The sequence below is a fragment of the Streptomyces sp. NPDC057638 genome, from assembly GCF_042800315.1.
Lineage (GTDB): Bacteria > Actinomycetota > Actinomycetes > Streptomycetales > Streptomycetaceae > Streptomyces.
The window spans coordinates 37,471-51,512 of record NZ_JBHVHF010000021.1 but is presented as its reverse complement, the minus strand read 5'-3'; the positions used below and the strand labels follow the sequence as shown (position 1 = coordinate 51,512).

The 14,042-nt window shown below is 70.5% G+C and carries 9 protein-coding genes and 1 tRNA gene; 4 read left to right on the top strand and 6 right to left on the bottom strand.

Annotation, left to right across the window (positions count from 1 at the left end; all coding sequences use genetic code 11):
- Positions 1-69: 69 nt before the first annotated feature.
- The 6 genes from pknB to ACFVIM_RS05385 form a co-directional block, all read right to left on the bottom strand.
- Positions 70-2,031 (bottom strand): Stk1 family PASTA domain-containing Ser/Thr kinase, encoded by a 1,962-nt coding sequence (gene pknB / locus ACFVIM_RS05410; protein ID WP_384298745.1) that lies wholly within the window; start codon positions 2,029-2,031, stop codon positions 70-72.
- A gap of 168 nt (positions 2,032-2,199) precedes the next feature.
- Entirely contained in the window at positions 2,200-3,666 is a 1,467-nt protein-coding gene (locus tag ACFVIM_RS05405; RefSeq protein ID WP_384298743.1) for a peptidoglycan D,D-transpeptidase FtsI family protein, read from the bottom strand.
- Entirely contained in the window at positions 3,663-5,072 is a 1,410-nt protein-coding gene (locus tag ACFVIM_RS05400) for an FtsW/RodA/SpoVE family cell cycle protein (RefSeq protein ID WP_384298741.1), read from the bottom strand. The genes ACFVIM_RS05405 and ACFVIM_RS05400 overlap by 4 nt, the downstream gene beginning before the upstream one ends.
- A 25-nt stretch (positions 5,073-5,097) precedes the next feature.
- Positions 5,098-6,657, bottom strand: coding sequence for a PP2C family protein-serine/threonine phosphatase (locus ACFVIM_RS05395; RefSeq protein ID WP_384298739.1), 1,560 nt, complete (start codon positions 6,655-6,657; stop codon positions 5,098-5,100).
- Between the two features lie 91 nt (positions 6,658-6,748).
- Complete coding sequence (locus ACFVIM_RS05390) at positions 6,749-7,276, bottom strand: FHA domain-containing protein (protein WP_384298737.1); 528 nt, start codon at positions 7,274-7,276, stop codon at positions 6,749-6,751.
- Positions 7,277-7,286: 10 nt separating this feature from the next.
- A complete protein-coding gene (locus ACFVIM_RS05385; protein WP_384298734.1) occupies positions 7,287-8,117 on the bottom strand; it encodes an FhaA domain-containing protein in 831 nt (276 codons plus the stop codon).
- 735 nt (positions 8,118-8,852) lie between these two features.
- Here ACFVIM_RS05385 and ACFVIM_RS05380 point away from each other — a divergent pair.
- From ACFVIM_RS05380 to ACFVIM_RS05365, 4 genes are all read left to right on the top strand, one after another.
- Positions 8,853-8,939 (top strand) — tRNA-Leu (locus tag ACFVIM_RS05380).
- Positions 8,940-9,456: 517 nt separating this feature from the next.
- A complete protein-coding gene (locus tag ACFVIM_RS05375; RefSeq protein WP_384298732.1) occupies positions 9,457-11,235 on the top strand; it encodes a histidine kinase in 1,779 nt (592 codons plus the stop codon).
- 231 nt (positions 11,236-11,466) lie between these two features.
- Complete coding sequence (locus ACFVIM_RS05370) at positions 11,467-12,132, top strand: response regulator (RefSeq protein WP_384298729.1); 666 nt, start codon at positions 11,467-11,469, stop codon at positions 12,130-12,132.
- Positions 12,133-12,485: 353 nt separating this feature from the next.
- Entirely contained in the window at positions 12,486-14,006 is a 1,521-nt protein-coding gene (locus ACFVIM_RS05365) for a DUF2252 domain-containing protein (RefSeq protein WP_384298727.1), read from the top strand.
- Positions 14,007-14,042 lie beyond the last annotated feature (36 nt).

Below are 14,042 nucleotides of genomic sequence, written 5' to 3'. Positions count from 1 at the left end.
CCGGACCACAGGGTCCGGGGCCTTCCGTTCGATCGACCTCTGCTGGACGACGGACGACGGACGACGGGGTCAGTCGCCCCGGTCGCCGTCACCGCGGTTGCCGTCGCCGCCACCGATCTTGAAGGTCTTGAGGTTGATCCGCTGGTCCTGCTGCGCCGGGGTGCCCGCGGGCGGGTCCTGGCTGATGACCAGGGCGTCGTCGTCCCTCGACCCGTCCACATCGCCCAGCCGCAGCCCGGCCTGCTCCAGCATGTTCCGGGCGTCGGCGAGCTTCTGCCCGGAGACCCCCGGCACCAGGGTCTGCTGCTTGGGCCCCTTCGAGACCTTCAGCGTGACCGTGCTGCCCTTGCGGGCGGTGGAGTTGGGCCCGGGGTCCTGCTCCAGCACCTGGCCCTGCGGCTGGTCGGAGTCGATCTCCTGGACCCGCACCTGGAAGCCGAGCATCTCCAGCTGGTTGCGCGCGCTGTCGAGCTGGGAGTTGACCACGTCCGGCACGTCCTTGGGCTGTTCCTTGGCCACGGTCAGCGTGACGGTCGAGCCCTTCTCGGCCATGGCGAGCCCCTTGGGCTGCTGGCTCAGGACCGTGCCCGGGGACTCCTCCTCGGTCGACTCCTCCTTGATCTCGACCTTGAAGCCCTTGGTCTTCAGCGTGGCCTCGGCGGTCTCGCGGGACTTCTCGGTGACATCGGGCACCTCGACCTGCGGCGCGCCCTCGGAGAGCACGTACTGCACGGTCTCGCCGCTCTCCATGTCGCCGCTCTCGGGTGTCTGGCTGCAGATGGAGCCCTTCGGCTGGTCACATCGCTCGGCGCCGGACTGGGCGATCTTGACGCCCGCCGTGTCGGCCAGCGCCGTGGCCTCGGCGACGGTCTTGCCCACCAGCGTCGGCACGGCGACCGTGTCCGGGGCGTCGCCTCCGGACGGCCAGAGTGCCCGGCCGATCAGGATCGCGCCGATCAGCACCAGCACGCCCGCGACCACCAGCAGCGCGGTCGAGGTGTTCGACTTGCGCTGGCGGCGCCGGCCCCGGCCGTCGTCATAGGAGCCGAAGCCCCCGTCGTCCGGGTTCATCGGCGGCAGCATGGAGGTCTGCGCGGCCATCTCGGGCTGGCGCAGCGCCGTGGTCGGCCGCTCCTCGTTGCCGTACCCGCCGTAGCCCACCGTGCCGAAGGAGGCGGTCGCGGCGACCGGCTGGCCGTCCAGGCACGCCTCGATGTCGGCGCGCATCTCGTCGGCCGACTGGTAGCGGTAGTCGGGGTCCTTCACGAGCGCCTTGAGGACGATGGCGTCCATCTCGGGCGTGATCTCGGGGTCGAACGTCGACGGCGGCTGCGGTTCCTCCCGTACGTGCTGGTAGGCGACCGCAACGGGTGAGTCGCCCACGAACGGCGGCCGCACGGTCAGCAGCTCGTAGAGGAGGCAGCCGGTGGAGTAGAGGTCGGAGCGCGCGTCGACCTGCTCGCCCTTGGCCTGCTCCGGCGAGAGGTACTGGGCGGTGCCGATCACGGCGGCGGTCTGGGTCATCGTCATCCCCGCGTCGCCCATGGCGCGCGCGATGCCGAAGTCCATCACCTTGACCTGGCCGGTGCGCGTCAGCATGACGTTCGCGGGCTTGATGTCACGGTGGACGATGCCGTTGCGGTGCGAGTACTCCAGTGCCTGGAGGATGCCGATGGTCATCTCCAGCGTGCGCTCGGGCAGCAGTCTGCGCCCGGAGTGCAGCAGTTCCCTCAGCGTCGAGCCGTCGACGTACTCCATCACGATGTACGGGATGGAGACCCCGTCGACATAGTCCTCACCGGTGTCGTAGACGGCGACGACCGCGGGGTGGTTGAGCGAGGCCGCCGACTGGGCCTCACGGCGGAACCGGGCCTGGAAGGACGGATCGCGGGCGAGATCGGCCCGGAGCGTCTTCACGGCGACGGTGCGGCCGAGCCGCGAGTCGTGGCCGAGGTAGACCTCCGCCATGCCACCGCGGCCGATCACCGAGCTCAGTTCGTACCGCCCGCCGAGGCGACGCGGCTCTTCCATCACTGTTCCAGCCTCTCCGTCAGTCCCCGCCGCATCGGTCCATGGTCCGGCGGTGTGCTGTACGGGCATACGCTACCGGGCACACACCGCCCGAACGGCTCCCGACCGTCACCTGATACCCGACCGGTATCCCGGAGGTGCGGTGATACGAGCGGGACGTGAGCGCTCTCACTCCTTGCTGTCGAGAACGGCCTTCATGACGTCCCGGGCGATCGGAGCGGCGAGCCCACCACCGGTGATGTCGTCCCGCGCGACCGAGTCGTCCGACTCGACGATCACCGCGACCGCGACCGGGGAACCGCCGTCGGTCTTGGCGTACGAGATGAACCAGGCGTAGGGGAGCTTGCTGTTGTTCTCACCGTGCTGGGCGGTACCGGTCTTGCCACCGACGGTGACATTGCCGATCTGCGCCCTCTTGCCGCTGCCGCTGGAGACGACGTTCTCCATCATGTCCTGCACCTGCTGGGCGGTCTTCTGCGAGATCGGGCGGCTCATCTCCTGCGGCTCGGTCTTCTCGATCACGTCGAGATTGGGGGCCTCCAGCTGGTCGATCATGTACGGCTTCATCAGCTTGCCGTCATTGGCGATGGCGGCGGTGACCATGGCCATCTGGAGCGGCGTGGTGGCCGTGTTGAACTGGCCGATCGAGGAGAGCGCGTTGCTGGAGCGGTCCATCTCCTTGTCGTACCGCGACGCCGCCACCCGTACGGGGGTGTCGATCTCCGGGTTGTTGAAGCCGAACTTCTCCGCCGTCTCGACCATCTTGTCCCGGCCGACCCCGGCGCCCAGCTTGGCGAAGACGGAGTTGCAGGAGATCTCCATCGCCCGCTTGAGGCTGGCGTTCTCACACCCGCTGACCAGGTTCTTCATCGGCAGCGTGGTGTCGGGCAGGATCCAGGGCTCGGGGGTGTCGGTCGGCGCGTTGATGTCGTCGACCTCGCCGTGCTCCAGCGCGGCGGCGGCGGTGAGCACCTTGAAGGTCGACCCGGGCGGGTAGACCTCGCGCAGCGCCCGGTTGAGCATCGGCTTGTTCTTGTCGTCGCTCTCCAGCCGCTTCCACGCGTCCGCGTCGCTCTTGCCGTATCCGGCGAAGGAACCGGGGTTGTACGAGGGCGTGGAGGCCAGCGCGAGGATCTTGCCGGTCTTCGGCTCGATTGCGGCGACCGCGCCCTTCTTCGTGCCCAGGCCCTTGAAGGCGGCGGTCTGCGCGGCGCCGTTCAGCGTGGTGACGACATTGCCGCCCTTCTTCTGGTCACCCGTGAACATCGCCATGGTGTTGTCGAAGAAGAGCTGGTCCGAGTTGCCGGTGAGGATCCCGTCCTCCAGCTTCTCGATCTGGTTGGCGCCGAACGCCTGCGAGGCGTACCCGGTCACCGGGGCCCACATCGGGCCGTTGACGTACGTGCGCTTGTAGACGTAGTCGGTGTCGTCGGTCTTGACGGAGCCGGTGATCGGCTTGCCGTCGACGATGATGTTGCCGCGCTCGCTGGCGTACCGGTCGATCAGCACCCGCCGGTTGCGGTCGTGCGTGTTCAGCTCCTCCGCCTCGACGTACTGGAGCCAGTTGGCCCGGATCAGCAGGGCGAGGACGAGCAGCCCGCAGAAGATCGCGATATGGCGCAGGGGCTTGTTCACGGGCGGACCACCTGGGTCATCTCGGCGTCGGGCGAGGGAGCGGGGGCGGGCGCGGGCCGTCGCGCGGTGTCGCTGATACGGATGAGGATGGCGATCAGCGCCCAGTTGGCGATCACGGAGGAACCGCCGGCCGCGACGAACGGCATCGTCATACCGGTGAGCGGGATCAGCCCCATCACCCCGCCCGCGACCACGAAGACCTGGATGGCGAAGGCGCCGGAGAGGCCGATGGCCAGCAGCTTGCCGAAGGGGTCCCGGGCGGCGAGGGCGGTGCGCACCCCGCGCTCCACGATCAGTCCGTAGACCATCAGGAACGCCATCATCCCGGCGAGCCCCAGTTCCTCACCGAAGCTGGAGAGGATGAAGTCGGAGTTGGCCGCGAAGAGGATCAGGTCGGAGTCGCCCTGGCCCAGACCGGTGCCGAGGGTGCCGCCCGCGCCGAAGGACATCAGCGCCTGGCCGACCTGCTCGCTCTGGCGCCAGGTCTCGTCCGCGAACGGGTTGAGCCAGAAGTCCACCCGCTGCTGCACATGCGGCTCGAAGGTGGCCACCCCGACCGCGCCCGCCGCCGACATCAGCAGACCGAAGACGATCCAGCTGGTCCGCTCGGTGGCCACATAGAGCATGATCACGAAGAGGCCGAAGAAGAGCAGCGAGGTGCCCAGGTCGGTCTCGAAGACCAGGATCAGGATGGACATCGCCCAGACCATGAGGATCGGTCCGAGGTCACGGCCGCGCGGCAGGTAGAGCCCCATCACCCGGCGGCTGGCCAGCGCCAGCGCGTCCCGCTTCACCATCAGATAGCCGGAGAAGAAGATCGCGATGATGATCTTCGCGAACTCGCCGGGCTGGATGTTGATCGGACCCAGGCTGATCCAGATCTTGGCGCCGTTACGGGCCGGGAAGAACATCGGCAGGATCAGCAGGACCAGCGCCACCGCCATCGAGATGTACGTATAGCGCTGGAGGATCCGGTGGTCCTTGAGCACCAGCAGCACGGCGACGAAGAGCGCGATGCCGATCGCCGAGTACAGCAGCTGCTTGGGCGCGTCCGGGGTGAACCCCCCGAAGTAGCGTTCGGCGCGCTGGATCAGCCGTGGCGACTGGTCGAGCCGCCAGATCATCACCAGCCCCAGCCCGTTGAGCAGCACCGCGAGCGGCAGCAGCAACGGGTCGGCGTACTTGGCGAACTTCCGCACCACCAGGTGGGCGACCCCGGCGAGCAGACCGAGCCCGAGTGCGTATCCCAGGACTCCGGTGGGCAGCTTGCCATCGAGGGCGAGCCCCACGTTGATGTACGCGAACACCGGGACGGCGACCGCGAAGGCGAGCATCATCAGCTCGGTGTTGCGGCGGCTCGGTGCTTCGATCGCGCCGATCGTGGTGGTGTTCGTGACAACACTCATGGTGGAGAGGGCCCCCTACGGCTGATTACTGCTTTCCGCAGTTCGAGGCCAGCCTCTTCTCGTCCTCCGAGAGGGTGGGGCCCGGAGAGGGAGAGGCTGCGGACTGGGTCGTGGCGTTCTTGCTGGTGGGCGACGGCGAGGCGCTGGCCGTACCGCGCTCGGTGGCGGGCGGCGCGGCGGCGACGGCCGCGCGGCGCTCCTCCTCCTTCTTGCAGGCGGAGGCCTGGAGGGCCAGCTCACCGATCTTGGCCTGGGCGCGCCCGCGCGAGTTTTGGCTGATCGTCGCCTCGACCTGCTTGCGCTGGTACGGCGGCAGGTACTTGAGTTCGATCTCGGGGTGGTCCCGCTCCACCTTCGAGAGCGAGACCCAGGCCAGATCCTGGCTGATGCCCTGGTAGAGCGCGACATGCCCGCCCTGGGAGCCGACGAAGTACTGGGTCTGGGTCCAGCGGTAGCCGCCGTAGAGCCCGCCGCCGACGACCGCCAGCGCGAGCACCGTGTAGAGCGAGCGCCGCAGCCAGACCCGGCCCGGACGGGGCTTGCCGCCGTCGGCGTAGTCGGCGGAGTACTCATCGGGATATCCGTCGGCGTATGTGTCGAAGGCCCCCTGGTCGGGCGAGCCCCCGTACCCCCGGCCGCCCCCGGCGCCCGGCTGTCCGTAGCCGTCGTGGCGCGGCGGTACGGGACGGCCGAGCCCGGAGGCACGGCCGGCCGGCGTCTGCATCGCGCCGCCGTCGTTGAGCTGGAGCTGGTTCTCGGCGACCGCGCCCACCACGACCGGGGTGTCGCTGAGCTGGGCGCTCATCGGGTCGTTGCCGTCGGTGTCCAGGACATCGGCGACGATGCAGGTGATGTTGTCGGGGCCGCCGCCGCGCAGCGCGAGCTGGATCAGGTTCTGCACCGTCTCCTGCGGACCCTGGTAGCTGGCGAGGGTCTCCTCCAGGGTCTGGTGCGAGACCACCCCGGAGAGTCCGTCGGAGCAGATCAGATAGCGGTCGCCGACCCGGACCTCACGGACGGAGAGATCGGGTTCGACATGGTCGCCACTGCCCAGTGCGCGCATCAGCAGGGAGCGCTGCGGATGGGTGGTGGCCTCCTCCTCGGTGATCCGGCCCTCGTCGACCAGACGCTGGACCCAGGTGTGGTCCTGGGTGATCTGGGTGAGCACCCCGTCGCGCAGCAGATAGGCGCGGGAGTCGCCGACGTGCACCAGGCCGAGCCGCTGGCCCGTCCACAGCAGCGCCGTGAGGGTGGTACCCATCCCCTCCAGCTGGGGGTCCTCCTCGACCATCACCCGCAGCTGCTCATTGGCGCGCTGCACGGCGGTGCCGAGCGAGGTGAGGATGTCGGAGCCGGGGATGTCGTCGTCGAGCTGGACGAGGGTGGAGATGACCTCGGAGGAGGCCACCTCGCCCGCCGCCTGGCCGCCCATGCCGTCGGCGATGGCCAGCAGCCGGGGCCCGGCGTAACCGGAGTCCTCGTTGCCCTCGCGGATCATGCCCTTGTGGGATCCGGCGGCGAACCGCAGTGACAGACTCATGCGCACCTCGCCCGTCGGCCCGGGGTAGAGCCGGTCTCGCGCCACACTGCCCACCCTCCGGTCGGAAGTCCGCGGTGGTCCGTCTCCGGTACCGCCGCGGCCCGCTCGCTCCGCTCGCGCGCTGTCATATGTCCTACTACTTCCGCAGCTCGATGACGGTCTTGCCGATGCGGATCGGCGCGCCCAGCGGAATCGGTGTCGGGGTGGTGAGCCGGGTCCGGTCCAGATAGGTGCCGTTGGTGGACCCGAGGTCCTCGACGATCCACTGGCCGTCACGGTCCGGGTAGATCCTGGCATGCCTGCTGGACGCGTAGTCGTCGTCCAGCACGATCGTGGAGTCGTGGGCGCGGCCCAGGGTGATGGTCTGGCCCTGGAGCGCCACCGTGGTGCCCGTGAGATTGCCCTCCGACACGACCAGCTTGGTGGGCGCGCCCCGGCGCTGGCGGCCGCCCGGCTGCTGGCGCTGCGGCGGCGGCGTGTTCTGCCGCTGCTGCTGTTGCGGACGCGTCTGCTGGGCTCGTGTGTCGCCGCCGCGGCGCGAGCCGCGCTGTGTGACACGCGTACCGAACAGATCGCTGCGGATGACCTGGACGGCCACGATCACGAACAGCCACAGAACGGCTAGGAAACCCAGCCGCATGACCGTCAGGGTCAGCTCTGACATTGCCCCCGCTTCACCCTTCGGCTTGCCGGTAAACGATGGTGGTGCTGCCCACGACGATCCGCGAGCCGTCGCGGAGCGTAGCGCGGGTGGTGTGTTGCCCGTCCACCACGATGCCGTTGGTGGACCCGAGATCCTGGATGGTCGAGGGCGTACCGGTCCGGATCTCACAGTGCCGGCGGGAGACGCCGGGGTCGTCGATCCGCACATCGGCGTCGGTGCTGCGACCCAGCACCAGCGTCGGGCGGGAGATCTGGTGGCGGGTGCCGTTGATCTCGATCCAGCGCCTGGTCTGGCCGCTCGGCGCGGGGCTGGCGCCACCGCTGGCCGGGCCCGCCGCCGTACGGCCGCCCGCGGGCGGCGCGGAAGGCATCGGAGGCGCTCCGGAAGGGCCGCCGCTGGTGACCGGGCGCGGCGGGTAGCCATGGCCGCCCTCGCCTCCCGGGGCACCACCGGGCGCCTGGGACGTGCTCGACGCGAGGGTGCGGCTGCGCACCCGGTAGAGCCCGGTGTCGAGGTCGTCGGCCTTCTCCAGATGGACCTTGATCGGCCCCATGAAGGTGTAGCGCTGCTGCTTGGCGTAGTCGCGCACCAGACCGGCCAGCTCGTCGCCGAGCTGCCCGGAATAGGGGCTGAGCCGCTCGAAGTCCGGGGTACTCAGCTCGACGATGAAGTCATTGGGGACGACGGTCCGCTCGCGGTTCCAGATCGTCGCGTTGTTGTCGCACTCGCGCTGGAGGGCACCGGCGATTTCGACGGGCTGCACCTCGGACTTGAACACCTTGGCGAAGGTGCCGTTGACCAGCCCTTCCAGGCGCTGTTCAAAACGCTTCATGACTCCCATCGGGCACCTCCTCCGTCGTTGCCGTCCTCATACTGCTTACTGATCGTATCCACGCGTCGGGAAATCGGCTGGTTCCCCTTGTCTGCCCGGTCGATGAGTGTCACCTCTCACACGGATCGTAGAGGGGGCCTCATCACAGTGTCCCGCACCCGGGGCCCGCCATGGAGGAGCGGGGGGCGAGGCGCTCGTGGTGCCGCGCGGACGGGGGTGCGACGGCCCGGGAACATGATCCTTTTCTGGTGGTGGGCGGCCGGTGGCGGGCGGTGGGCCGGGGCGCCCGGGGCCGGTGCCATCCCGTCCGGAGCGCTCGGCGGCTCGCGCTCCGGTTCCGGGGTTCTCAGGGGGCTGAGGGCTCCGGGCGGTTCCGGGGAATCCGGTGGTTCCGGGCGGTTCCCGGCAGTTCCGCGGATTTTCGGGGGTCTGGGGGGTCTGGGAGATTCCAGGGGAGTCCGGGGAGTCCGGGGAGTCCGGGGAGTCCGGGGAGTTCCGGGGGGGGCGGGGGTTTCCCCTCGTCGTACCCGGTTCGCGCCGGTCCTGCCGCCCCTCGGATGTGGCCCACTCCTCCCGCGGCCCTCCTCTGCCCTGTGCCCCGGAATACCCTCACCATCCCCCTGGACCCTCCCCGGTCCGCCCCCGTACCCACGGATGTGAATCCACCCTTCGTGGCGTGCTAATCTTCTGCATGTCGCCAGGGAGACACGCCGAACAGACGGTCGAACGAGTGACACACCCAATGCGCGGGTGGCGGAATAGGCAGACGCGCTGGATTCAGGTTCCAGTGCCCGAAAGGGCGTGGGGGTTCAACTCCCCCCTCGCGCACCAGTGAAGTGGGCGGCATTGTGATAACGATGCCGCCCACTTCCGCGTTCCCGTGAATGACGGGTGGCCGGTGGCTGTGAGCAGGGTCTCACCCGCCCGTTCGGCGGGCTCACCGGAGGGGGCCGGGCTGTTGCCCTTCGCTGCTTGGCGGAGAGATTTCGCGGTTGTCCATGCTTTCTGCCGTCCCTCCGAGTGGCTCCAGGTACTTCTGGCGGCGGTCGGTCGGCGGTCGGTCGGTGGTTGGTCGGCGGTCGGTACTCGCGTACGGCAATGGACACGGGGTCGGTCCGCGCTTGGTCTTCGGCGCGTGGTCTGTGGTGCGTGGTCTGTGGTGCGTGGTCTGTGGTGCGTGGGCGAAAGGGCTTCGGAGCAGGAGCAGTTGCGCACGCGTCCGGGAATCCCGCTCCTCACGCGGCGAGAGCTCGGTGATGTATCGGCCTCGCGCCTCACGACGTTCGTCGTCGCCGATCGGAACGAAAGTAGGGCGCTCGGTGCGCCGCCTGGTGCCTAGGGTGCCCAGGTGAACGTCTCGTCGAGCCTTCTCGCCTGGCTGCGGATCTCCTGGGCCTGGTTGTCGGAGCCCCATCCGCCCGCGTCGGGATCTCCCCTGACGCAGCGGCGGCCGCCCGCCGCCGAGGTGGTGCTCGCGCTGGTGATGGGGCTCCTGGTGGCCGGGGTCGCCGAGCTGCTGAAGGAGCAGCACGGGCCGATGCTGCTGTTGATGGCGGTCGGGGCGGCGCTGTTGTCCTTGGCGCGGCGGAGACTGCCCGAGCCGGTGCTGGTGGCCACGGCGGCGTTGACCGCCATCGGCGCGGGATTCACCCCGCTGCTGGTGCTGGTGGGGTGGTCGGCGGGACGCCGGATCATCGGGGTGGAGCGTGCGCTCGTCTCCTTCGTGATCGCCTATGTCGTCTTCGTCGGGATCACGCTGGCGAGTACCTGGGGCATGGACACCTGGTCCCAGCAGTCGGCGTTTCTGTCGCTGCTGGTCACCCTCTCGTTTCTGGCGACCGCCGTCTTCCCGGGGCTGGCCAGCCGTTACTGGAGCCAGCGGCGGACCCTGCTGCACGCGCTTCAGGAGCGCAACGCGCAGTTGCTGTGGGAGAGCCAGATGATCGCCGGCCAGGCCCGGCTGCTGGAGCGTCAGCGCATAGCCCAGGACATGCACGACAGCCTCGGCCACCAGCTGGCGCTGATCTCGGTGCACACCGGGGCGCTGGAGGTGGACCCGGCGCTCACCGAGCGCCAGCGCCAGGCCGTCGGCATCCTCCGGCAGGCGTCGGTGACCGCGATGCACGAGCTGCGGGAGGTCGTCGGCATCCTGCGGGACGGGGTCGAGGCACCCGCCGGACCGGTCGACGACGCGGGGCGTGCGGCACGCGGGACGGCCGGTGTCCCGGAGCTGGTCGAGTCCGCCCGTGCGGCGGGCAACTCCGTGGGACTGGTGCATGGGGGAGAGCCCCGGCCACTGGCCCCGGCGGCCGACCACGCGGCGTACCGGATCGTCCAGGAGGCCCTGACCAACGCCTACAAGCACGCGCCCGGAGCCCGTATCGACGTCGCCCTCCGCTATGAGCCGGACTCCCTCGTCGTCGAGATCGTCAGCGGTCCGGCCAGGGGCGCGCGGGGTGAGGTCGTCAGCGGTGGGCGGGGCCTCACCGGGCTGCGCGAGCGCGCGCGGCTGGTCGGCGGGATGGTGCACGCGGGCGCGGTCGACGGTGGCGGGTTCCGGGTCGCCGGGGTGCTGCCGTACGGGGCCGGCGAGCCGTCCTCGACCGGCGCGCCCGCCCGGGTGGGGGCCGCGGGTCCTGATGCCCGGCCCGCCGGTGTCCCGTTCACCGGTCCCGGGGCGGCCGTCATGGACTGGAGCGCTTCGCCGCGTCCGTATCCGTATCTCGCGGACGGGCTCGATCCCCGGCGGTCCCAGGGCCGGGGCACCGGACTGAAGGTCGGGTGCGGGGTGATCGCGGCGGCGGGTCTGCTGATGGTGGTCGCGGCGACGGCGGGGATGTACTTCCTGGTCGTCGCCATGGCGCAGTCGATGATCGATCCGTCGGAGTACGAGCGGATCGCGGTCGGCAGCAGTGAGGGGACCGTTCGGGACCAGTTGCCGAGCGGGGGCAGCATCGTGACCGCCGGGGTCGGTGACGCCGGGCCGACGCCGCCGAAGGGCGCGAAGTGTCTGGTGCTGATGTCCTCGGAGCTGGGGGAGGGGTTCGACGCCGAGCCGGTGTTCCGCTTCTGCTTCCGGGACGGGAAGCTGATCGAGAAGAGGGCGTTCGACGCCAACGAGGGGTAGGGCGCGGGCGGGGGCCTCGCGGGGACCGTCTGTGTGGGCCGGTCCGGTGGGGCGGGACCGCGTGCGGCCCGTCCGGGTGGGGTCGAGTCCGGTCGGGCGGGGTCCGTCTGGGGCGGGCCCTGGTGTGCGGGGCCGGGGCCGCGTCATGCGGTGATCCGGCAGGATATGAGCTCTCCGGCCGGGCTTCGGCCGGAAGGACATGGGCGACAGGGCGAGGGCAAGGGTGGGGACATGACGGGGGCGTCGATTCGGGTCGTCATCGCCGATGACGAGCCGCTGATCAGGGCCGGGATCCGGATGATCCTCACCTCGGATCCGGGGATCGAGGTCATCGCCGAGGGGGCCAATGGACGTGAGGCCATCGATCTGGTGCGGGCGCACGGCGCCGACGTGGTCCTCCTCGATATCCAGATGCCCGGGATGGACGGGCTCACCGCGATGGTCGAGCTGCGCCGGGTCGCGCCCTCATCGCGGGTGATCATCCTGACGACGTTCGGGGAGCGGGAGAACGTCCTGCGGGCCCTGGAGTCGGGCAGCGCCGGTTTTCTGCTGAAGGACACCGCTCCCGCCGAACTGATCGGCGCGGTACGGGCGGCCGCGGCGGGCGACGCCTATCTCTCCCCCGCCGCCACCCGGCATGTTGTCGACCAGCTCGCCTCGGGTCGGATGGCGGCCCGTGGTGAGGCGGCGCGCGCCCGGGTGGCCGGGCTGAGCGGCCGTGAGCACGAGGTGCTCTGTCTGCTGGGTGAGGGTCTCTCCAACGCGGACGCCGGGCGGCGGCTGCATATGAGCGAGGCCACGGTGAAGACCTATGTCAGTCGGATCCTGGCGAAGCTGGAGTGTGAGAACCGGGTCCAGGCCGCCCTACTCGCGCGGGACGCGGAGCTTGGAGGCTGAGCCGGGGCGTCGGTCGCGGGGCTCGGGGGGCTGCTCGGCTGGGACCGGGTGCGGGGCTCGGGGGCTGCTCGGCCGGGGCCGGGGCCGGTCGCGGGGCTCGGGGGCGAGGGCTGTGGCTGTGGTGGGGTGGGTGGTGTGCGGCTCGGTGGGGGCGGCGCTGGCTTTGTTTCACGTGAAACGCCCACGCGCCGACCGGCGATGGCCCGCTGGTAGCGGAACGAGCCCTTCGGGTGGCGGGGTTTTCCCCAGGTGATGCTCCCTCCACAGGGGAGGCCGGGCCCATGGGCGGGAGGAGTACGGTCGTCGCCATCGGATTGTCTGTGCGGGTGGACGAGAGATGGGGGCGGCTGGTCATGGCTGAGGCAGCGGGAGCGAGGGTGACGGGCGCGGGGGTCTCCGGGAGAGCCGGGGGCCGGATCCCGGTGGTGCCGGGGTTCGCCGCGCGGTCGGGGGCGGTCCGCGCGGGAGAGCTGCGGCGGTCGCCGAAGCGGGAGGGCAAGGCGTTGCGCGACCGTGTGCCGCGCTCCTCGCACGACGGGCTGGTGCTCGCGGCCGGCCGGCCGGGCGCGGTCGAGGCCGTCGAGGAGTCCGGCCTGGGCCGGGTGCCGGAGCTGACCCCGATCAGGGTGGGCCGGATGGCCGCCTCGCCCTTCGCCTTCCTGCGGGGCTCGGCCGGGCTGATGGCCCATGACCTGGTGGGAACCCCGGTCACCGGGGTGAGCGCGCAGATATGCGGCGACGCCCACGCCGCCAACTTCGGCCTCTACGGCGATGCCCGTGGCGGTCTCATCATCGATCTCAACGACTTCGACGAGACGGTCGTCGGCCCCTGGGAGTGGGACGTCAAGCGGCTGGCCGTCTCGCTGGTGCTGGCGGGCCGGACCGTGGGGGCGGATGAGTCGGTCTGCGCGTCGGCGGCGTTCGACGCCGTGGGGGCCTATCGGCGCACCATGCGACTGCTGGCGAAGCTGCCCGCCCTCGACGCGTGGAACGCCATCGCGGACGAGGAACTGGTCTCCCATACCGACGCCCGTGATCTGATCGGCACCCTGGAGCAGGTCTCCCAGAAGGCCCGGAACAACACCAGCGCCCGCTTCGCGGCCAAGGCGACGGAACTGGTGTCGGACGGTTCGCGCGCCGCGGATTCCGATGGCTCCGCCAGCCCGGAAGGCGCTGACGGCTCGGGGCTGGTGCGCCGCTTCGTGGACGCGCCGCCGGTGCTGCGCCGGGTCTCCGACGCCGAGGCCGGGGCCGTCGCCGCCGCGCTGGAGGGCTATCTCGGCACGGTCGCCGAGGACCGGCTGCCGCTGCTGGCGCGCTATGCCATCCACGACGTGGCGTTCCGGGTGGTGGGCACGGGCAGTGTCGGCGCCCGCTCCTATGTGGTGCTGCTCCTCGACCACCGGGGCGATCCCCTGGTGCTCCAGGTGAAGGAGGCGCGTCCGTCGGCGTTGCTGCCCCATGTGCGGGCGGCCGGGTTCATGGTGCCCGAGGTGGAGCACGAGGGGCGCCGGGTGGTGCTGGGACAGAAGCGGATGCAGGTGGTCAGCGACATCCTGCTCGGCTGGACGACGGTCGAGGGCCGTCCCTTCCAGGTGCGGCAGTTCCGTAACCGCAAGGGCAGCGTCGATCCGGCCGCCCTCTCCCCGGACCAGCTGGACGACTACGGGCGGATGACCGGGGCGCTGCTGGCCCGGGCCCACGCGCACAGCGCCGACCCCCGGCTGATCGCGGGGTACTGCGGCAAGACGGAGGAACTGGACGAGGCGCTGGCGCGCTTCGCCCGGATCTACGCGGACCGGACGGAGGAGGACCACGCCGAACTCATGGCAGCGGTCAAGAGCGGCCGGATAGCCGCCGAGATGGGGGTGTGACCGGGGGCGTGCGGGTCCGCCGCGGGGCGCCCGTAG